The following is a 21,270-nucleotide window of genomic DNA, read 5'->3' as shown; positions in this document are numbered from 1 at the left end:
TCAGGTTGAGACGGCCAGTTCCAAGGTGAGGACGGCTTTGACCAGGTCGGTGATGCGGGTGGTGCTGCATCGGAGTTTGCGCAGGAGCCGCCACGTCTTGAGAGTGGCCATGGCCTGCTCGACGAGTGCGCGGATTTCGGCGTGTGAGCGGTTGACGGCCTGCTGACCTGTGGACAGCGTCTCCCACCGTCCCCAGTAGGGAAGGCGAATGGTGCCGCCGGATCCCCGGTCGCCCTTGTCTGCCCAGCACTGTACGCGTGCTTTGGCCAGGGCATCGATAATGCCGTGTGTCCGTGCGGCCTTGATGTCGTGGACCGCGCCCGGCAGCGCGGGTGAGGCCCACAGCAGTCGCCCCGCGGGGTCTGTGATGACCTGCACGTTCATGCCATGTTTTTTGTGTTTGCCCGAGCAGAAGGGCCGGTCGGTGGCGATGCGGTCGATCGGCAGCAGCGTGCCGTCCAGGATTACGAACGCCTTCATGGAGGCGATCCTGATCGCCTGGACCAGGGTCGGTGCCTCGGAGGCCAGGATCTCTACCGCTTCGGCGACGTATCGGTAGGCGGTGGTGGTGCCGATGCCGAACCCGGCAGCGAGTTGGGCATAGTGTGACCGGATCGCAGATGCGCGAGGACGAGCAGTGCCTGCCGTCCGGCGGGCAGCCGGCGCCATCGGGTACCGCGTCCCCGGCGCCTGGTCCGCAGGCGGACAGGTAGCGCAAACTCTCGGTGGACACATCAACGCCGCACGGGTAGACAAGCACGCGGAAGCTCCTGGCGACAGGTGATCTTGGTCGTAAACCCGTCTACCAGGAGCTTCTTCACGTCCCGACAGCGACCCCAGCCCAACTACCGACCCACCGCGACAGGTTGGAAAAGGCTCAGTGTGTGCGGCAATTCGGGCGGAGTCCGAGGCGGGCCGGGCCGGGAAGGGGGGATCGCCCCGCCATGCCGACGTCGTGCCCGGCGCGGCCAGCTCGTACGCCTCGTACGCCTCGTACGCCTCGTACCCTCGTACGGCGACGTGCAGGCGCGGTGCTCGACTCCGGCCAAGGGCCCCTGCCCCGCGATGGATCCGCGCCATGGGCAGTCGCCCCGCGCACCGCCGGAGTCGCCACGATGCTCGCCCTCCTGGCCGCCGTCGCGACGCGCGGGCGGGGAAGAGACCTGGGGCCCACGGAGTCGACACGGAGTCGGCCGTGACGGCGCCACAGTCGCCCGGTGCCCCCTGGAGCCGACCGAGTCGCGGCGGGCGGCGAAGACCTGACGGGAATTCAGCAGAAGCCAAGGCCCCGAAGATTCCCCGCACCTCAGTGAAACGAGAAAAGAAACAGATCTCAAAAGGGCCTGGAACGCGCACGCTCAGCCGATAGTGAGCGTAATACCGACAAGCAACTGACCGTCGGCGCCGCCCCCGTGACGACGTGCGCACTCGGTACGTAATCAGCCCCGGGGTGTGAAGCAGGGAGGGAGGTGTGAAGGCGAAACGTGCGGGCGTCCGACGCGTGCACGCATATGCCGTGCGCACACCCTTCTCGCTGCTTTCCGCCAGTTCTTGAATTTCCGGTACTCCGCAGCAGAGACCTGTACGGGAAGTGGTGATGTGCGGTGATCGCGATTCTTCTCCGCGGGGCTCCCGAAGGTATGGAGCCGGTGTTCGAACTGGACGCGTCGGCGTTGCCGGAGCGTGTCGCCGTTCCGTACTACGGCTGTTATCAGCATTTCGAGCGCGTCGATGATGTCGCGCGCGTCGAGGGCCGGTCATTGCCGGTTTTCCGGTTCATCTATCGCACGAAGATCGCCGAGTAGGTGATGGGCATGGCTGCGTCGAATGCGGAACCGATCGCGGTGATCGGTGCGGGGTGCCGCTTCCCGGGCGGGGTGGAGACCCCGGGCGGGCTCTGGCGCCTGGCAGCCGAGGGAAGGTCCACCGCGGGCCCGGTCCCCGCGGGCCGCTGGGACGCCGCGGGGCTGGCAGCGGTGCACGACCGGGAGTTGGCGGCCCGCGCCGGCCACGGCTGCTTCCTTCAGGGGGACGTGTGGGCGTGGGACCCCGCGGCGCTGTCGGTGGCTCCGAACGAGCAGGCGTGGGTGGACCCGCAGTTCCGCGTGCTGGCGGAGGTGGCCTGGGAGGCCGTGGAACACGCGGGGCTTCCGGTCGGCCGCCTGCGCGGAACTCCCACCGGCGTGTACATGGGCACCTACGCCCCGGACAACCTCTTCCGCGAGGCCCGTCCGGTCCAGGACGCACCCAACAGCCCCTACCTGTTCGGGAACTTCACCGCGAGCGCGGCGGGGCGCGTGGCGTTCGCCATGGACCTGCGCGGCCCGGTGATGGTCATCAGCACGCACTGCTCCTCGGGCCTCGTCGCCCTGGACACCGCGTGCGGGGCGTTGACGCTCGGCGAGTGCGACACCGCGTTGGCCGGGGCGGTACTGCTGATGCTCTCGCCCGAGACCCACTACTACGAGGCCCCTCTGCTGCTGTCGAAGCGCGGCGCCTGCCACGCGTTCGACGCCCGCGCCGACGGCTACGTACGCGGGGAGGGGGCCGGAGTCCTGGTGCTCAAGCGCCTCGCCGACGCACGCCGCGACGGGGACCGGGTGCTCGCGGTCATCCGCGGGTCGGCGGTGAACAACGACGGGCAGGCCAGCCGGCTGACCGCGCCGTCGACCGAGATGCAGCAGCAGGTGTTCACGGCGGCGGTCCGGCGGGCCGGGATCGACCCGGGCGAGGTCGGCCTGGTGGAGGCGCACGGACCGGGCACCGCGGTGGGCGATCCGGTCGAGTACACCTCCCTCCACGCGGTGTACGGCAAGGGACGGGGCCGGTGCGCCCTGGGGTCGATCAAGACGAACATCGGGCACTGCGAGCCGGTCTCCGGCATCGCCGGGGTCATCAAGGCCGTGGAGTGTCTGCGGCGCGGCAGGATCCCGCCCAACCTCCACTTCCAGGACTGGAATCCGGCGATCGACCGGGACGAGCCGTCCCGCCTCTTCGTGCCCACCGCGCCGCTGTCCTGGCCTGTTCCCAAGGCCGCGCGCCTGGCGGCGGTGTGCTCCTACGGGGTGACCGGCACGAACGCCCACGTGGTGCTGGAGGCGGCCCCTGCCCCTGCCCCTGGAAGGCGCCGTCCGCGGCGTGCGCCACGCGGCACGAGCCCGGCTGCGCTGTTCCTGGTCTCCGGCACCTCCCCGCAGTCGCTGACCCGTGCGGCCGTTCGCCTCGCCGACTGGCTGGAGGGCGACGGCGCGAGCACGGGCCTGCCCGACGTGGCCCACACGCTCGCGCTGCGCCGCTCCCATGCCGAGCACCGCCTGGGCATCGTCGCCCGCGACCGCGGCGAACTCATCGCGCGTGCCCGCGCGTTCGCCGCCGACAACGCGGCGAACGGGGTGCTCAGCGGCGTGCCCGTACTGCCTCCCGGCCACGCCGGACCGGTACTCGTCTTCACCGGACAGGGATCCCAGCGGCCCGGCATGTGCCGGGGCCTGCTCGCGAACGAGCCGGTCTTCGCCCGGGCCATCGACGGCCTGGAGCCGCTGATCCACGCGGAGGCCGGGTTCTCCCTGCGGGAGATGATCGCGGAGCCGGAACGGCTGCGGGGCATCGACCGCGTCCAGCCCGTCCTGTTCGGCGTGCAGGTCGCTCTGGCCGCGCTGTGGCGCTCCTGGGGCGTCACCCCGGCCGCGGTGATCGGACAGTCCCTCGGCGAGGTCGCCGCCGCCGTGGTCGCCGGCGCCCTCACACCCCAGGACGGGGCCAAGGTGATCTGCCGCCGCTCGGCGCTGCTTGCCACCATCTCCGGCGGCGCGATGGCCTCGGTCATGCTCAGCGCCGACCGGACCCGCGCCGCGATCGAGGAGGCCCGCGCCGACAGGGTGTCCCTTGCGGTGCTCACCGCTCCGGACACCACTGTGATCAGCGGTGACGCCGCCCAGGTGGGAGCCCTGGTCAAGACCTGGACGGCCGCGGGGGCCGTGGCACGGACGATCGACGTGGACGTGGCCTCGCACTCCCCTCAGGTCGACCCCGTCCTCAAGGAGTTGCGCCAGGTGCTTGCCGATCTGCCCGCGGCCGAGCCGGGCAAGGGGTTCTTCTCCACCGTCAGTGACGACCCGGGCGCCCCGGGACCGCTGGACGCCTCCTACTGGGTGCGCAACCAGCGCGACACCGTCCGCTTCCGCACCGCCGTGCAGGCGGCGCTGGCCGCCGGGCACCGCCTGTTCATCGAGTGCGCCGCGCACCCCCTGGCGGTCCGCCCCATCCTGGACACCGCGGAGGCGGACGGTGTCCGCGATGCCGTCGCGGTCGGCTCCCTGCGCCAGGGCCTCGACGACACGGAGGCTTTCCTGGCCCATGTGGGACAGCTCCACTGCGCCGGCTACGACGGGATCGACTTCACCACCCGCTACGGCGACGGCGCGCCGGCCGAGGTGCCGGGCACCGCCTGGCACCGCACCCGGCACGGCGGCGACCAGGAACCGTACACCCTGCTCGCCCCCCGTCTGGTCGGCGCCGGCCAGCATCCACTGCTCGGCGGCCACGTGACCGACCCGGACACTCCCGGGCGGCATCTGTGGCAGACCCCGCTCAGCCCGAAGCGGCTGCCCTGGCTGGGTGACCACCAGGTCGCCGGCACGCCGGTGCTGCCCGGCACCGGCTTCGCCGAGATGCTCCTGGCCGCGGGCGCCGAGGCCTTCGGCACGACACGGGTGCTCGTGCGGGACCTGCGCGTCGACCGTCCGCTGGTGCTCGATCCCGAACCGGAGGTCACCACCCGCCTGGTGCGTGAGGGGGATTCGGCCCGCGCCGAAGTGCTCACCTCGACCCGTGACGGCGCCCTGGTGCACGCCCGCGCCACCGTGCACCCGCTGCCCGACGGCGAGCCGGCACCCCGTCTCGAACCCGGCGCGCTGGCCGCGCCGGACTGGACGGACACGGCCCCGGCCGACCTGTACCGGCACTTCCGCACGCGGCACGACGTCCAGCACGGCCCGGCCTTCACCGCCGTCGACCGCATCCAGCTCCACCCCGCACGCGACCGCGCCCTCTCCCACCTCGCGACGGCCGACAGCGCCCGCGTCTCCGCCTGGATGATGCGCCTGCACCCCGCACTGGCCGACGAGCTGGTGCAGACCGTGGTGGCCGCCTGGCTCGCCTACTGCCCTACCAGCCCCGGCCCGGTGGTGGTCGCCGGCTTCGACGAGATCCGCCTGTACGGCCCCACCGGCCACACCCGTCTGTGCTCGGCCGCACTGCACCAGGCCGACGACCTGTCCTGCACCGCCTCCGCCCGCCTGGCCACCGCCGACGGGACCGTCGTGGCCGAGGTCCGCGGCCTGCGCCTGGCCAACATCACCCCGCCCGAACAGCGTTACGCGGCCCGCCTGGCCCACCTGACCTGGAACCCCGAACCCCGGGCCCGCGCCCCGCAGGCGAGCACACAGCAGTGGCTGGTCATCACGCCCGAGGACGCCCCGTGGGGAGGGCGGCTCGCCCGTCTCCTGGGCAAGAAGGCCGCCGGAAGCCGCTGCCTCACCCACCCCGCGGGCCGGCCCCTGGACCACACGCGGCTCAGTCACACCCTCGATGACGGGACCCGACCCGCCCGCACCCACGTGCTGTTCGTCCTCGGTGACCCCGGCACCCCTGCCCGCGCGGCCCGCGCCGCCGTGCGGCACACCGTGGACCTCGTCTCCCTCCTGGCCCGGCGGAGCACCCCGCCGCGGCTGTGGGTGATGTGGCGCGGCGACGACGCGATGGCCGCCGCCGGCGTGCGCGGGCTGCTGCGCTGCGCCGCCTTCGAACACCCCGAACTGGAGCCCAGCAGCCTGGAGGTGACCGGGCACACCCCGCTGGAGGCGGTCCTCGACGACCTCCTCGACCCCGACCAGCCCCTCACCGAGATCGCCTGGCGGCACGGCGTGCGCCACCTCGCCCGCCTCCGGCCGGGCGCGCCCGCCGCGCCGGGCTCCCCGGGCCTGCCGCGCCTGGTCAGGCCGGGGGGCAGCTACCTGGTCACCGGCGGCCTCGGCGGCCTCGGCCTGCTCACCGTACGCCGCCTCGCCGAGCGCGGGGCCCGCCACATCACCGTGTGCGGCCGCGGCGCACCCGCACCCGCCGCCGCGCGGGAACTGGAGGAGCTGCGCACCACCACGGGCGCCACCCTCACCGTGGTACGCGGCGACATCGCCGAGCCCGCCACGGTGCACCGCGCCCTCACCGCGGCCGCCGAGGACGGCCTCGCCCTGCGCGGCGTCGTGCACGCCGCCGGCGTCGTCGAGGACGCCACCCTCGCCAACCTGGACAGCGACCTGCTGGAGCGGGTCTGGCGCGGCAAGGCCGCGGGCGCCTGGGCCCTGCACGAGGCCACCCTCGACGCGGAACTCGACTTCTTCGCCCTCTACTCCTCACTCGCCTCCCTGACCGGATCCCCCGGGCAGGGCGCCTACGCCGCCGCCAACGCCTACCTCGACGCTCTCGTCACCCACCGGCTCGCCGAGGGCCTTCCGGCCACCGGCATCCACTGGGGCGCCTGGAGCCGCGTCGGACGCGGCCGGCACCTCGCCCGGAAGGGCTTTGTGCTGATCTCGCCGGAGGACGGCATGGACGCCTTCGAGCGCATCCTGGCCGAAGGCCACCACCAAGTCGCCTACTCCCCGATCGACATGGCCCTGTGGACGGCCCCGTACCCGGCCCTGCGCCGCTCCACGCTCCTGGCCGACCTGCTCACCGGCGCACCGGCCGCGCCCGGCGACGACGCCGCCCCGGTACGCGAGGAACTCCTCACCGCCGACAACGACGACGAACGCCACCACCTCCTGGAGGCCTTCGTCATCGAGCAGGTCCGCGAACTGCTCGGCGGCACCGCCCGCCACATCGGCGCCCACACCAGCCTGGTCCTCCTCGGCCTGGACTCCCTGGGCGCCGTCCAACTCCAGCAACGCCTCCAGCACGCCCTGAAGGTCGACATCAAACCCGGCGTCATCTGGGTCAAACCCAGCGCCGCGGCCCTGGCGGACTGGCTCCTGGAGCAGCAGTTCACCGGCCGCGCCGACGCCCCCTCCCCGTCCGCCGCCCCAGAACCGGACCGCGACCTTGCGAGGTGACGCCCCGTGCTGCCCGAAACCACCCCCACACCCGGCCCCCACACCCCGGCCGCCACCGGCCGCCGCCGCTGGTGGTGCCCCGCCGTCCTCTGTGCGGTGATCGGCGCGGCGGGCGTCGGCTTCCAGCTATGGGTGTTCGTCCGCTGGGCCGCCGACGGGAACCTGCACGCCTACCCCTCCGGCGGCTACACCATCCCGACCCCGATGAAGATCGCCACCAGGGTCACGGAAGCCGTGCTGCCGGCGGCCTGGGCGGCGGGGATCTGGTGGTGCCGGCGGCGCTCCCGCGCCGCCGGGCGGGTCACCCTGCCCGCCGCCCTGCTGGCGGGCTGCTCCCTGTCCTTCTGGCAGGACGGCTACCTCAACGCCTCCACCCACACCATCGGGCACAACCGCTACGGCCTCAACGTACTCAGCTGGGGCCCCTACCTGCCCGGTTGGACCGGCCCGCAGAGCGGGGTGAAGGCCGAGGTGGAGAGCGTGCTCACCCTCGGCGCGTACGTCGCGCTCATCCTGTGGATCTCCATGGGCGTGGCCATCGCCACCCGGCTGCGCCGGTGGCGGCCGCGGTGGGGCAACGCCCGCGTGGCCGCGGTCACGGCCGCGGCCTGCCTGGTCCTGGACCTCCCCATGGAACAGACGTATCAGCGCGTCGGCGGATACGGCTACGTCTACGCCCTGCCCCGCCTCACGCTCTTCGAGGGCCACTACTACCAACTGCCGCTCTCCTCCCCGGTGTCCATGATCTTCCTGGTCGTCATGCCGGTGGTGCTGATGACCCTCTACGCCCCGCCCGGCCGGGAAGTGTGGATCTTCGAGGGCTCGCTCCGGCTCCCCCGCCCCGCCCAGACATGGGTCCGGCTGCTCGCGGGCGTCGGATACATGACCGTCGCCGTCGCGGCAGCCCTGCTGTTCATCACCGCCGCCGCGCTCACCATCGGCCACCCGGTCGGCTTCCCTGCCTGGTTCAGCCCTCCGGCCACCTGAGCCGTCCCCGATCCGCCCCCACCCTGGCCACTACCCCCAGCTGAGGAGAACCGCCATGGACCACCACACCGGACACCCCGGCTCCCCGCGCCCCCGCTCCGGGCACGCCGTCGTCATCGGCGCGGGCATCGCCGGGCTCCTGGCCGCCCGCGCCCTCGCCGACACCTTCACCCGGGTCACCGTCCTGGAACGGGACCGCCTGCGCCCCGGCCCCCACCCGCGCAAAGGGGTGCCGCAAGGCCGCCACGCCCATGCCCTCCAGGCCCGCGGCCTGCAAGTCTTCGAGGAACTCCTCCCCGGCTTCCGACAGCAGCTCCAGGCCGCGGGCGCGCCCCTGGTGGACTTCTGCCAGGCCGCCCGCCTCCAGCTTCCCGGCGGCCGTCCCCCTCCGGTGGCTTCCGGCGTACTCATCCAGCCCGCCAGCCGCCCTCTGCTGGAGACGCTGCTGCGCACCCGCGTCACCGCCTTGCCCGCGGTACGACTGCGTGACGGCTGCACGGTGACCGGCCTGCTCACCGACCCCGCCCGGCGGCGGGTCACCGGCGTCCTCGTCACCCACCGGGCAGCCGGCGGCCTGGCGCGCACCACCCTGCGCGAGCGGGCGGACCTGGTCGTCGACGCCTCCGGCCGCGGCAGCCATCTGCCCGACTGGCTGGCCGCCCACGGCTTCCCGCGGGTCACGGAGACCACCGTGGACGCCCGCGTCGGCTACGCCACGCGCGCCTACCGCGCCGGGCCCCGCTCCCCGACCGACTGGCTCGCCCTGTTCGAACCCCCGCACTTCCCCGACCGCCCGCGCGGCTGCTTCGCCCTGCACGTCGAAGACCGCCGACTCCTGCTCACCCTGCAAGGCGCGGCCGACGACCACCCGCCCACCGACGACCACGGCTTCACCGCGTTCGCGAAGTCCCTCCACAGCGACCTGGCCGCCACCCTCACCGCCCTCGAACCGGCCTCCCCTGCCTACCGGTACGCGCTCACCGCCAACCGGCGCCGCGACTACCACCGGCTCCCCGCCTGGCCCGAGGGTCTCCTCGTTCTCGGCGACGCCGCCTGCGTCTTCAACCCCGTATACGCCCAGGGAATGACCGTCGCCGCCCTCCAGGCCCGTGCGCTGCGCGTCTGGCTCCACCGGCACCCAGGGCGCGGGCCGGGTGGACCCACCCACCGGTTCCAGCACCGGATCGCCCGCATCACCGCCTGCCCCTGGGCGATGGCCACGCTCACCGACCGCGGCTGGGCCGCCGACCGGCCCCTCCCGCCCGCCGTGCGCGCCGGACAGTGGTATCTGGGCCAGTGGCAGGACCACATCCCGCATGACCCACGCATGTTCGAGGACTTCGCCCGCGTCGCCAATATGCTCGCCGGCCCCGCCGCCCTCGTCCGCCCCCGCCATCTGGCCCGCGTCGCCGCCACGTCGGCCGCGGACCACTGGCGCCACGGGCCCGGGCCCCGTCCCCCCTGACGGACGGCGGGCAGGACAGGGCGCCGCCCAGGCCCCGGCGCCACCGACCCTGCGCAGGGCACCGCTCATAGAGCCGCAGCTCCGTGCCCCAGCGGCTCCCTCCTGGTCGGGGCCCGCCGTGCGGCCCGACCCACCACTCCGCCCGACCCACCATCCCGAGGACTCCACCATGGCCTCCACGCAGACGCTGTCGCTCACACAGATCCGGGACATCCGACGATCCGGCCGGGCGGGCATCATCGGCGTACTGGTGATGCTCCTGTCGCTCTTCTCGGCCCCGCAGCGCTTTCCCGAACTCTTCCCGAACTGGGGACAGTCGGGCGCACACATGCGTGCCTGGTTCGCCGAGCACCGCACCGCTGTCGTCCTCCAGACCTTCACCGCCGGCATCGGCCTGATCCTGTTGATCTGGCTCGTCGCCGGACTCGCCGCCTGCCTCGAAGGACACGGGCACCGGACCGTCGCCACCCGCGTCATGACACCGGCGGCCGTCGCCGCCTCCCTGTCCGTGCAGATCACCAGCCCGCTGTGGCTGCTGATGGGCCTCGGCGGCACCGCGGGCCACCCCACCAACGACATGCTGGTCCACTACACCTTCGAAGCCGGGTTCGTGAGCTACCAGTTCTTCCAGCTCTACGAGGCCTTCCTGCTGACGGCCGCCGGGATCGCCTTCCGCCAGACGCGGCTGTTCCCCGCCTGGGCCTCCACCGCCACCTTCGCGATCGGCGCCGTGTGCGCCCTCGGCTCCCTACAGACCCTGGCAGGACAAGGATGGCCGGCGCCCGGCGCGCTGGCCTCCTTCGTGCCCTGGACGTTGTTCGCCACCTGGATGCTCACCGTCGGCGTGGCACTGCGGCGCATTCCCCTCACCGCTCCCACCGCGCCTCGGTGAACCCGCCCCACCGCGTCGTCGCACCACCACCCACACACCCGGGAGGAATCATGACCCCGCGCCAGGAACTCCGCTGGGCCGGTGCCGCCGGCATCGTCGCCCTGCCCGCCCTGGCCCTGGTCGGTCTCGTCTCGCCGGACTTCCCCCACGTCTTCCCGCACTGGGACGACTCCACCGACCAGGTCGTCGAGTTCTTCGACCGCTACTCCGCCTTCTTCGTCGCTCAGTGCTACCTGGGCTTCTTCCTCTATCCCCTGAACCTGCTCTTCAGCGCCGGGCTCACCACCGTCCTCCGCGGCGGCGGCCCCACGACCGTGTTCACCTCCCTCATCACCCCCGCCATGGTGTGGGTCCAGTCGTTCTACAACCTGGCGGCGGCCCTGTGGCTGACGGCTTCCGCGGGCGCCAGTTACCACCCCATGGACCACACCCTGGTCCGCTTCGCCTTCGAGGTCTCCCTGTTCGTGTGGCTCTCGCTCCAGCCCACCGTCTCGCTCCTGGTCTTCAGCGCCGCCATGGCGATCCGCCGAAGCCAGGCCCTGCCGCGCTGGACGGCGACCTACAGTTTCGCCACGGCGGCGCTGGGCCTGCCCAACGCCTTCCTCCTCCTGGCCAACCGCGGCTGGCTCGCCCCCGGCGAACTCCCCAGCATGTTCTTCTTCTCCCTCTTCTACCTCTGGACCGCCGTCCTCGGCGTGGTCCTGTTCCGCCTCCCCGCCCCCCTGGGGAGCCTCCCCACCACACACGAGAGGCCACGCTCGTGAGGGGCACCGGACGAAGGCCCACCGCTTCGCGGTGGCATTTGCGGTTAGTTGTCCGTACAACCATTCGCCCGCGCCACAGGTCGAACGCGCGACACAATGGCAACACCCGATGGGGGAGCTTTGAAGAAGTTCACGGCAGTGCTGGCCACGAGTCTCGTGGCCTCCTCTGCCACGCTGATCGCCGTACCCACGGCGCACGCGGGTGACGGCACCGCCCGCGGCCGTACGGAGACGGTCCAGGAGGGCGGCAAGATCTACGCCTCCTACGAGCACTGGGCCTCCGGCTTCCGCCCGGAGGACGTCACGCTCAAGATCCACGAGAAGAACAAGTCCGAGGTCCTCGCCAGCGTCCGCCTGGAAGGCACCGACAAGTGCCCCGCCGACAGCCAGTGCCGCGAGGAGGTCTTCCGGTCCGAGCCGGTCACCCTGCCCGCCATGGGCGCCTACGTGATCGACGTCGTGGCCAGGGAAGGCCAGCCGAACGAGGTCGTCCAGCGCTCGACCGGCTTCCTCAACTACGGCCTCAACCCCAAGCTGACCCTCAGCAGCAGCCACCCGTGGGTCTCCTACGACAACCCCGCCGCCAAGGTGACCGGAACCCTGGTGGCCGAGGACCCCAACACCCACGAGGTCAAGCCGTTCGCCGGGGTGGGCATGTACTACCGCGCCCGCGAGATCCACGGCGAGGGGTGGGTGTGGACGAACGAAGCGGGGCGTTTCACGACCACCAAGTACTACGACGCGTACAGCTCCGACGCCACCACCAAGTTCGAGTACATGTTCGACGAGCAGTACGAGTCGCTGAGCCTGCCCTTCCACAAGCAGGAACTGAAGCTCAAGGTGGACACCCCCACGGGCACGGTCACCGCCCCCTACGGCAGTGAGGTCCCCGTCCGGGGCAAGCTCGTCCGCATCGCGGACGACGGCACCGAGAAGCCCGTCGCCAAGGAGGTGCGGATCGGCCCCGGTACCAGCACCGACACCATCGCGGCGAGCGGGCAGGACGGCGTCCTGTCCACGGGCTACACCGTCCAGCGGAGCGAGCAGGTGCGTGTCCTGCCGACCGAGTCGAACTGGTTCACCGCGCCGGCCCCGCACACCTTCACGGTGGCCCGGCCCTCCCGGACGAGCACCCTGACGAACGTCGAAGGCAAGGTGGACAAGTACCGCAAGGTCACCTTCACCGGCAAGCTCGGCGTCACGGAGGGCACGTACCCCGAGGGCACCAAGGCCAAGATCTCCATCGACTACCGCCCCGCGGGCGGCTCCTGGACGAGCACCGGCACCTTCGACGCCGCCTACGGCACCTCCTTCAAGGCGTCCTCGCCCAAGCAGGCGGACTCGGGCGCCCGGTGGCGACTGCACATCGTCAGCGCCGGCGTGGACAGTGCCGACGTCAAGCTGGGCCGCAAGTACACGCGGGTGTGGAACGACGACGTCACGCCGGAGGGCGTGCGCAAGGGCGCGACGCTCACCGCCAAGGGCGGCCTGATGCACAAGTCCGGGTCCACCTGGCGGCCGTACTCCGGGCAAAAGATCCGCGTCTGGTTCAAGGCCAAGGCGGCCGGCTCCGCGTGGAAGGAGCTGGGCAGCACCAAGACGCTGAGCAACGGCACGTTCAGCAAGAAGTTCACCGCGAAGCAGGACGGCACCTGGCAGATGCGGTACACCGACACGGACTCGACCCACTACGTGGACTACGGGACCGAGGACTACGTCGACGTCCGCTAGCAGGCGCATGACCGCGTACGAGGCGGCCTCCCGGAATCCGTCCGGGGGGCCGCCTTCGCTACGGGCGCGGGGTGCGCGCCTCGATCCGGTGGTCGAAGGCGGCACCGCCGACGCCGACCCTGGTCATCCCGCCGTCGACGGTGAGGACGGACCCGTTGACGTAGGACGCGGCGGGTGACAGCAGCCAGGTGATGGCCTCGGCGACCTCCTCCGGATCGCCCGGCCGTCCGGCGGGATTCAGCCGGTTCGCCTCCTCGTACGCCGCTTCGACACCGCCCGCGAGGCCCGCATCCGCCGCGAACCGGGCCATCCGCTGGTCGGCCATCTCCGTACGGACCCAGCCGGGGCACACCGTGTTGGCCCGCAGCCCCTGCGGGCCGTAGTCGACGGCGAAGGAGCGGCAGAGGTGGAGCAGACCCGCCTTGGACGTCGCGTAGGCGCCGTTGCCGACGCTGTTGCGGAGGGCTGCGACCGAGGCGACCGCGACCACCGCGCCCCGGGCGTCCAGCAGATGCGGCAGCGCGGCGCGCAGCAGCAGGAACGGACCGGTGAGGTTGGTGCGCATCAGCTCTTCCCAGTCCTCGACCGTGGTCTCGCCGACCGCGCCGCCCCGCCCGATTCCGGCGTTGAGCACCACGCCGTCGAGTCTCCCGTAGGCCGTCACCGCCGTCTCGACGAGTTCGCGCACGGCCTCGGGGTCGGCGGCGTCGGAGGGGTGGGCCAGCGCGCCGGTCTCCTTGGCCACCTGGCGCAGGGGCTCGGGTCGCCGCCCGGAGATCACGACCTGGTGCCCTTCCGCGCGCAGCAGCCGGGCGGTGGCGGCCCCGATTCCCGTTCCCCCGCCTGTCACCAGGACAACACGCTGTTCCGGCATGGTCGTTCGCCTCCGAAGATCGGCTTCCGGCTCCCCGAGCTGCGAGCATACAAAGCGCCGGCGGCACCGGGCCGACCGGGGGCGACTCCCGTCGGCAGCACGGCGAAAGCGACCACGGCGAAGAAGGCCAGGCCTTGGATCAGCGTGCCGACCAGGCCCTTGACGATATTCAGTGGCTTGCGCGCGCCACGAGATCCCAAGATGGGCGCATGACTTTGGCCACTCCCGTGCTGCACACCGATCGTCTGCGACTGCGGCCCTTCACCGACGCCGACGCGGGCTCTCTGTTCGCCCTGCACAGCAGCACCGACGTGATGCGCTACTGGGACTCCCCGCCGTGGACTGATCGGGACCGCGCCGAGCGGTTCCTCAAGATGTGCCGGAAGCTGGCGGACGAAGGCACCGGGGCGCGCGTGGCCGTCGACCGTGCGTCCGACGGCGCCTTCGTCGGCTGGTGCGCCCTGACGGGATGGGACGAGGACCGCCGTAGCGCGACACTGGGCTACTGCCTCGACGAGGCGATGTGGGGCCACGGCTACGCGACGGAGGCCGCGCACGCCGTGCTGCGGTGGGCCTTCGACACGCTGGACCTGAATCGGGTGCAGGCGGAGGCCGATACGCGCAACGTGGCCTCTGCCCGCGTGCTGGAGAAGATCGGATTCGTGCGGGAAGGGACGCTGCGGGAAGAGTGCGTCGTGGACGGCGAGGTCTCCGACACGTGGGTGTTCGGGCTGCTCAGACGGGAGTGGCAGCCGTGACCGCTGCCGGAGGTGGCATCCGCCGAGCTGGGACCGGGCGGGCAGCCGCGCCGATTGCGGCCCGCTGACCGATCACACGGGCTTCCTCCCACGCTGCGGCTGGGTGGGGTGCGACGCCAGCCGCAGCGCCCCGCGCGATCAGGTCTGGAGTTGCTCCAGCGTCTTCTTGGCGTTGGCGAGTTTGGGCCCGTAGGTCTCGGGGTCCTGGGCGTTGAGCTGGGTGTAGAGGTCGACGGCTTCCCTCACCAGGGTGATGGCGCGCTGTTTCTGGCCCGTGCTGACCAGGAAGGCGGAGGCGGGCCACATGATCCAGTCGGCCAGTTGCGGGCGGTGGGAGGGGTTCTTCGCGCTGAGGGCCCGCGTGTTGTCGATGGCCGCCATGGTCACCTCCGTAGCCCTCGTTTGGAGTTCCGGCTTGCCCCACCAATGCACAGCGATGTCGATCGACGCCCACGAGAAGCGATAGGCAAGCTCCTCATCCCCCGGATTCTCCGCGATCAGCGCCCGGTAGAGACCGATCGACTCATCGCCCACCGCCACAGCCTCCTCCCACCGACCAGACCGCGCCAGAAACCCCGCAGCCGGAGAAGCCGCCCACTGAGCAAGCTGGCGACGGTACGACGGACTCTTCCTGCTCAGCACCCGCAGATTGTCGATGGCCATCACCGTCAGCTCCGTAGCCTTGCCCTGGAGTTCAGGCTTGGCCCACAGATGCAGAGCGATGTCGATCGATGCCCAGGAAAGGCGATAGGCCAGCTCGTCATCCCCCGGATTCTCCGCGATCAGCGCCCGGTAGAGACCGATCGACTCATCGCCCACCGCCACAGCCTCCTCCCACCGACCAGACCGCGCCAGAAACCCCGCAGCCGGAGAAGCCGCCCACTGAGCGAGCTGGCGACGGTACGACGGACTCTTCCTGCTCAGCACCCGCAAGTTGTCGATGGCCGCCACGGTCAACTCCGTAGCCTTCGCCCGCAGTTCCGGCTTGGCCCACAGGTGGAGGGCGATGTCGATGGACGACCACGAGATGCGGTGGACCAGCTCGTCGTCGGCCGGGTTCTCCGCGACGAGCGTGCGGTAGAGAGTGATGGCTTGCGTTCCGAGCAGGTGCGCTTCGTCCATGCGGCCGACGTCCGCGAGGAAGGCCGTGGTCGGGGAGGTGGCCCAGGCGGCGAGCTGGGCCCGGTAAGTGGGGTTCCTGGCGGCCAGCATGCCGGCGGTGAGGGTGCCCTGGAGCGCGAGGTCGGCGGCCTTGGCCTTGAGGTCGGGCCGCTGCCACCAGTGCCCGGCGATCCCGATCACGGCCTCGGCGGCACGGTAGGCGAGGGTGTCGTCCTGAGGGTGATCCGCGGCGAGTTGCCTGGAGAGCGCGATGGCCTCCTGGCCGGTGGACACCGACTCCTCCCAGCGGCCCGCTGCCGCGAGGCAGTGCGTCAGGCGCACCAGTGCTTGGGCTGTGTGGGGCAGGTGATGGGAGTCCAGCGCGGACAGGCGGCGCAGGAGGCGGCAGGCGGCTTGCTGCGGCTCGACGGCCTCCGCGGCGCGGGCCCCCGACAGCTGGCCGGCGCACGCCTCCAGCGCGGTGGCAAGCCGTTCCGCTCCCGCCTGCTCCTCGGCCGTCAGAGCGTGGTCGGCGGTGGCCCAGTGGTAGGCCGTCAGCCGGCTGCCCCGCAGGGGTCGGGTGAACAGCTTGCCGCTCGCGGGCTCGAACACGGCCAGTTCCGCCTTGCCGTCACCGTCGTAGTCGGCGGGTACGGGGAAGTCACCGGCCTGGCCCCAGGCCTCGGTGAGGGCCGCGCCGTCCGAGGACCGCCGTATGTGCCAGAGGCCTCGCTCCGGTTCCCAGACCGACTCGTCCACGACGCCGTCACCGTCGAAGTCCGCCCGTACGGTCATGGGCGCGGCCGCCGGACCGAGAGCCTTCCGGCGAAAGTGCCAGTACCAGAGGGTGACGTAGACGGCGCTCAGACCGCTGAGGTCGAGCTGGGCCTCCTGGGCCGTGGACTGCTCGATGGTGATGCGCCAAGTGGTGGCGGGGCTGCGGCCGTAGAAGGCCTGACCGGTCATCGGCCTGCCGGGGTCGCTCTTGTCGAAGGTCGCCTGGACCGTGCTCGACCGGGGGCCGGCCGTCAGCGTGCGCGGGGAGCCGTCGCGGTACCGGTTGGTGGCCGCGCCCGGATGCTCGACCAGTACGGTCATGCGGGGATGGGCACACGTGGCGCCGAGCAGGCCGACGTGCAGGTAGGCGGTCTTCATCTCGAAGCGGTCGGCGAACGCGTCGAGGGGGACGGTGAAGCTGGCGGTGCCGTTGGTCCTGAGTGCGTTAAGGACCTCGGGAGCGGTCAGGCGCAGGTAGTGGACGTCCTGGTTCAGGCCGTACGAGTCGTACTCCTTGCGCCGGTCCATGAGCGCGAACAGCTGTCGCTTGGAGTTCTGGTACTTCTCCAGCAGGCCGTTCACCCGGCTGTCGTCGCCGCGGGCCAGCGGGTGGTAGGCGTTCTCGATGTCGTCCGGGTGCAGGAAGCCGTAGTCGAAGGTGAACACGGGCGTGTGGCTGCTGAAGGTCCACAGGTCCACTGCCCGGTTGGCGTAGTAGCAGTACTCGGTCAGCAGGTCCATGTAGTGCTGGTTGCGGGCGACCATCCGGCGGCAGATGTCGATGAGCTGGTTGATGTCACGCTGCCAGCCCGCCTCCAGGTTCGTCAGCCGCGCGATGTCGTTCCCATTGACGGTGATCTTGGCGTCGGCCACGGCCAGGTTCAGCTGCTGGTGGGTGATCTCCAGAATCTGGAGCGCCCGTTCCCTGACCAGCTCCAACTGCCGGGCCAGCAGGTTCTTCTCCTCGTTCTCCAGCTTTCCGTCGACCTTGGCCTGGAAGAGCTGGACCAGGGTCGCGGACGCGTTGATGAACTTGGCGGCCTTGTCCCCGAGGTCGGTGAGCTTGGAGGCCTTGACGTCGACCCCGGGGCGCGGCTTGGGCCCTTCGCTGGTCCAGTCGAACCAGTTGACCAGATAACTCCCGTCCCGGTACTTCCCGGTGGCGGTGTCGAAGCCCTCCAGGGACGCGGCGCTCTTGGCGAGCATGTCGCTCGCGACGAGCATGGCCGCGATGGTGGCACCGCCGGTGTAGAGGGCGGACACCGCGGCGGCGACCACGACGGCGGCACCGATCACGGGCCCCAGGTCGTTGCCCGGCGGGAACTCCAAGCGCTCGCTGAGCATCTTCGTGTGCACCGCGTCGAGTTGGGCCTGCACCTCGCGCAGCTGCTTGTCGAGGATGTCCGCGCGGCCCTTGGCGGCGTCGACTCCCGCCTTGGCCGCCCTCCGCTCCGTGTCCAGGACCGTCCTCATGTCGTTGAGGTGGCCCAGGTCGGTCTCGACCAGCTGGATCTTCTGTGCTTCTCCCTTGGCGAAGAGCAGCAGGTCCGTCGCCGCGGTGTACACACCCACCACCAGCTCGCCGTACGCCGTCACGAACTGCTCCTGCGCCGGGAAGTCCGGTACGACATCGACGTCGTACGGCACCCCCAAAGGCGTCAGGTTGGTGGCGAGGTACTGGGACAGCTCCACCGCGCGGGCATGCCCCGGCCGCAGCACGAGAGCCTGCGTGAACTCGTGCCCGGCTTTGATCCGGTGATCCTTCCTGTCCGCGAGGCCCGGCGCGTAGCAGCGGAACAGGAACTCGCCGACCCGTGTCCGGTACTCCGCCCAGGCCTCGGTGTACGCCGCTCCCAGTTCCTCGCGCGCCCTGGTCCACCACGCGTCGGCGGTGTGCGTGACGAACGCGGGAGCCACGCCTGGGCCCGCGGCCGGGCCCGGCCGGCCCTCCGCCCCGGGCTTCCCGGGCTCTCCGGGGCCGTTGTATCCCCCGCCTCCCTCCCCTCCGTCGCCTCCCGGCCCGGCGGGTCCCGCCGCGCCGCCGCTGCCGTCGCTCAACACGCCCGACCGCTCGAACGTCTCCACGCGTATCTGGGCACCCGGGCCGCCGACTGCCCCGTTCCCGCCGTTCCCGCCCCGTCCGCCATACCCGGGGTCCCGGCCGTCCTCACCCGGCCTGGGCGGCTTGGTGCCGTCCTTGCCCTGCCCTCCTTGGCCACCGGAGCCGCCCCCGCCGCCCCTGCCGCCCCGCGCGATCAGCCTCACGTCGCTCGCCCGCGACGCGAGCAGGGTGATCGGAGCGGCCGCGCCCCCCGGCGCGCCGTTGCCTCCGGGGCCTCCGGCCTTGCCGTCACGGCCTCCGGGGCCGCCGCCGGTGCCCCCGGCACTGCCGGTCTCACCTCTGGCGCCGACGGGGCCGGTGGTGTCGATGCCTCCCCCGTTACCGCGGTAGTTCTCGGCGACCAGCAGCACGGGGTGCCCCGTCAGGGGCAGGACGTACCCGGGGTCGTGCGTGATCTCACGGGCGATCAGCACCAGCCGGGTGCCCGGGGCCGGTCTGTCTCCGTGGATCTCCGCCAAGAGCGCGTTGTTGACCTTGATGGTGTCGCGCAGGTAGACCCAGTCGGGTGCGGCTGCGTCCGCGTCATACGTAGGCGCGGCCAGGTCCGCAGAGGTCTTAGGCGTGGGTGAACTCATCATGTGCTCCTCCGGTCGGTGGGTCGGCCGTGACGGCGGGGTGGCGCTCGTACGCGGAGCAGGCGCGCGGCAGGGAACCGGATCGGGCCGCGCTGTGCACTGGCCGCCGCGCCCCCTACCGGGCGAGCCCCCGCGCCAGGGGCGCGCGCAGCCCGTCCTCTCCCCCGTCCGGACACATCCGGCGCCACCGCCCCTGCCGTCACGACTTGCCCAGCATGCCTACGCGGCGCCGACGGCACATGTTCCGGTCCGCTGAGCGGAACATGTGGGCCTGACCGGTGGTTTGACGCTGTGCGGGGAGACCGGCTGAGCCTGTGGGTGACCCCTGCCACGTGACACTGTCCGAGGCGATACGGGGGCGGGACTTCGCGTGCTTCGTCCGGAGACGAGCGACGCGGCCGCACCCCGGCTCGTCGATGCGGGCCGGGGGCGCGGTCGGGCCGTTGCGGGATCACCGCCGACGGCAGGTCGCACAAGGGCCGGTACGGCGCCACCACCGACCAGAGCGAGCGCGTCCGACCGCCTGGGTGACACCTTCTTCCACGATGGCCCGCTGGGCCTGTCGGCGAAGGCACCGTGGGCGTGGACATGGGATACAGCCGAGCCCCAGGGGCACCCTGAGCGTGTGCGCAAGGAGCACTACAGTCAGTCGACGTCGGCGCTTAAACGGAGCTTCGGAAACAGGGCCCTCAAGCGGGCGCAGACCTCCTCGACCGCTGCCCGGCCCGGAGGGCGGTTGGCTTCGGACATGGCCAGTTGCAGCACCGGGCCGTAGGCGTCGTAGTGGGTCATGTCGGCTTCGCAGGCCGGCTGGACCAGGAAGTGGAGGTGGCCGGGCACCGCACCGGCGTGGGACCACAGGCAGACGTAGACCTGTTCGGGCCGCATCACAGCGGTCACCGCCGCGCTGGTTCGCCGCAGCAGGGGGCCGAGTTCCGCGGACTCAGGGCCGGTCAGCTCGGCGACGTGAACGACGTGTCGTACCGGCATGACCGCCAGCGTCCCCAGACCGAGCGGGCCTGCCGAATGCTGCACGACCCAGCAAGCCGTTCTGAGGAGAGTGCCGCCGGGCAGCGAGCGGTCGTCACTGATGAACCCGCACGCCATGCACCCGCCATCGGGCTCCGCCATCGCCATCCCTCCACCCAGCGCCGGGACCAACAGACTCACTCAGTCTCGCCTGTCGAAGGCGATGCCTCGGCCACCTCGGCAACTTCTCGTGCCTGTCGGCGTGTTCGCTCCCCCCCCTGTCGCGGTCGGCCACGCGACCGCGCGCGATAATCCGGCGACATCGACGATCACCCCCGGGATACTGACTGCCCATGGATGAGGTCAAGGTCGTCGTCGCTCACCACGAGTGCGCGACGTTGCGCGTCGGGGACGTGTTCCTGAAGGTGGACGCCGATCAGTCGCGTACCGACGTCGAGGTCGAGGCGATGGCCCTGGCTCCGGTCCCGACCCCGGAGGTGCTGTGGCGCAAGCCGCCCGTGCTCGCGATCGCCGCGCTACGAGGCGCGACACTGGGCCGTCTCGGCGAGCCGTCGACCGCGTCGCCGACGGCTTGGGCCGCGGCGGGTGCCACTATCCGCAAGCTGCACGACGCCCCGTTGCCACCCTGGCCCGGCCGGGCCGGCCGCGGGCTCGACGAGTTGAGGGCGGAACTCGACAGCGAGTGCGAGCTGCTCGTGGCGAACGGCCTGCTGCCCGCCGACCTGGTCACCCGCAACCGCCAGGTCGCCGAGGCGGCGCTCCGGCCGTGGACCCCGGCGTTCACGCACGGCGACCTACAGATCGCCCACGTGTTCGCCGACGGTGACGAGATCACGGGCATCATCGACTGGTCCGAGGCGGGCCAGGGCGACGCCCTGTACGACCTCGCCACCTTCACACTCGGCCAGGAGGAACGCCTCGGCGACGTCCTCATCGGATACGGCGCCGACGTCGATGTCGATGTCGACGTCGACGTGATCCGTGCGTGGTGGTCGTTGCGCAGCCTGCTGGGAGTCCGCTGGCTGCTCGAGCACGGCTTCGACGCGTTCGCGCCGGGCTGCGAGGTCGACGTACTGCGATCCCGGATGTGAGGAGCCGCGCCGCGCCTCGACGACCAGCCTGACG

At 71.7% G+C, this 21,270-nt stretch carries 12 protein-coding genes and 1 pseudogene; 9 read left to right on the top strand and 4 right to left on the bottom strand.

Translation table 11 applies throughout. The features are described 5' to 3' along the window. Window positions 1–760: pseudogene (locus AC07GB_RS36235) on the bottom strand (transposase family protein). Between the two features lie 844 nt (window positions 761–1,604). Between AC07GB_RS36235 and AC07GB_RS36230 the strand changes: the two are divergent. From AC07GB_RS36230 to AC07GB_RS36200, 7 genes are all read left to right on the top strand, one after another. Then, on the top strand, window positions 1,605–1,805 hold the full coding sequence (locus tag AC07GB_RS36230; protein ID WP_478853169.1) for a DUF5988 family protein: 201 nt from the start codon (window positions 1,605–1,607) through the stop codon (window positions 1,803–1,805). 9 nt (window positions 1,806–1,814) lie between these two features. Beyond that, the gene (locus tag AC07GB_RS36225; RefSeq protein WP_478853167.1) at window positions 1,815–7,109 is read left to right on the top strand and encodes a type I polyketide synthase; all 5,295 of its coding nucleotides are present in this window, start codon (window positions 1,815–1,817) and stop codon (window positions 7,107–7,109) included. A 6-nt stretch (window positions 7,110–7,115) separates the two neighbouring features. After that, window positions 7,116–8,096: a spirocyclase AveC family protein gene (locus AC07GB_RS36220; RefSeq protein ID WP_478853165.1), complete on the top strand. Its 981-nt coding sequence runs from the start codon at window positions 7,116–7,118 to the stop codon at window positions 8,094–8,096. A 55-nt stretch (window positions 8,097–8,151) separates the two neighbouring features. After that, window positions 8,152–9,561 carry an NAD(P)/FAD-dependent oxidoreductase gene (locus tag AC07GB_RS36215; protein ID WP_478853163.1) on the top strand — a complete coding sequence of 470 codons (1,410 nt, stop codon included), beginning with the start codon at window positions 8,152–8,154 and terminating at the stop codon, window positions 9,559–9,561. Between the two features lie 169 nt (window positions 9,562–9,730). Next, window positions 9,731–10,453: a hypothetical protein gene (locus tag AC07GB_RS36210; RefSeq protein ID WP_478853161.1), complete on the top strand. Its 723-nt coding sequence runs from the start codon at window positions 9,731–9,733 to the stop codon at window positions 10,451–10,453. A gap of 50 nt (window positions 10,454–10,503) precedes the next feature. Continuing rightward, window positions 10,504–11,217, top strand: coding sequence for a hypothetical protein (locus AC07GB_RS36205; protein WP_478853159.1), 714 nt, complete (start codon window positions 10,504–10,506; stop codon window positions 11,215–11,217). A gap of 138 nt (window positions 11,218–11,355) precedes the next feature. Next, a complete protein-coding gene (locus AC07GB_RS36200; protein ID WP_478853157.1) occupies window positions 11,356–12,948 on the top strand; it encodes a hypothetical protein in 1,593 nt (530 codons plus the stop codon). 58 nt (window positions 12,949–13,006) lie between these two features. Here AC07GB_RS36200 and AC07GB_RS36195 read toward each other — a convergent pair whose 3' ends face one another. Further along, a complete protein-coding gene (locus tag AC07GB_RS36195) occupies window positions 13,007–13,822 on the bottom strand; it encodes an SDR family NAD(P)-dependent oxidoreductase (RefSeq protein ID WP_478853155.1) in 816 nt (271 codons plus the stop codon). A gap of 209 nt (window positions 13,823–14,031) precedes the next feature. Here AC07GB_RS36195 and AC07GB_RS36190 point away from each other — a divergent pair, with 209 nt between their 5' ends. After that, window positions 14,032–14,580, top strand: coding sequence for a GNAT family N-acetyltransferase (locus AC07GB_RS36190; RefSeq protein WP_478853153.1), 549 nt, complete (start codon window positions 14,032–14,034; stop codon window positions 14,578–14,580). 138 nt (window positions 14,581–14,718) lie between these two features. On the opposite strand, the gene AC07GB_RS36185 is transcribed toward AC07GB_RS36190, so the two are convergent. Then, a complete protein-coding gene (locus AC07GB_RS36185) occupies window positions 14,719–19,155 on the bottom strand; it encodes a hypothetical protein (protein WP_478853151.1) in 4,437 nt (1,478 codons plus the stop codon). 645 nt (window positions 19,156–19,800) lie between these two features. Further along, entirely contained in the window at window positions 19,801–20,286 is a 486-nt protein-coding gene (locus tag AC07GB_RS36180) for an HIT family protein (protein ID WP_478853149.1), read from the bottom strand. A gap of 191 nt (window positions 20,287–20,477) precedes the next feature. On the opposite strand from AC07GB_RS36180, the gene AC07GB_RS36175 reads away from it, so the two are divergent. Next, entirely contained in the window at window positions 20,478–21,236 is a 759-nt protein-coding gene (locus AC07GB_RS36175; RefSeq protein ID WP_478853147.1) for a phosphotransferase family protein, read from the top strand. Window positions 21,237–21,270 lie beyond the last annotated feature (34 nt).

The sequence above is a fragment of the Streptomyces sp. NPDC045778 genome, assembly GCF_056431945.1.
Note: the sequence above shows the minus strand (reverse complement) of the source record. Positions and strands in the feature narration are given on the sequence as shown.

Coding starts and splice junctions, on each gene's coding strand:
- AC07GB_RS36195 (WP_478853155.1), bottom strand. CDS start 13,822: ATGCCGGAACAGCGTGTTGTCCTGGTGACAGGCGGGGGAACGGGAATC.
- AC07GB_RS36205 (WP_478853159.1), top strand. CDS start 10,504: ATGACCCCGCGCCAGGAACTCCGCTGGGCCGGTGCCGCCGGCATCGTC.
- AC07GB_RS36185 (WP_478853151.1), bottom strand. CDS start 19,155: ATGAGTTCACCCACGCCTAAGACCTCTGCGGACCTGGCCGCGCCTACG.
- AC07GB_RS36190 (WP_478853153.1), top strand. CDS start 14,032: ATGACTTTGGCCACTCCCGTGCTGCACACCGATCGTCTGCGACTGCGG.
- AC07GB_RS36225 (WP_478853167.1), top strand. CDS start 1,815: ATGGCTGCGTCGAATGCGGAACCGATCGCGGTGATCGGTGCGGGGTGC.
- AC07GB_RS36215 (WP_478853163.1), top strand. CDS start 8,152: ATGGACCACCACACCGGACACCCCGGCTCCCCGCGCCCCCGCTCCGGG.
- AC07GB_RS36175 (WP_478853147.1), top strand. CDS start 20,478: ATGGATGAGGTCAAGGTCGTCGTCGCTCACCACGAGTGCGCGACGTTG.
- AC07GB_RS36180 (WP_478853149.1), bottom strand. CDS start 20,286: ATGGCGGAGCCCGATGGCGGGTGCATGGCGTGCGGGTTCATCAGTGAC.
- AC07GB_RS36210 (WP_478853161.1), top strand. CDS start 9,731: ATGGCCTCCACGCAGACGCTGTCGCTCACACAGATCCGGGACATCCGA.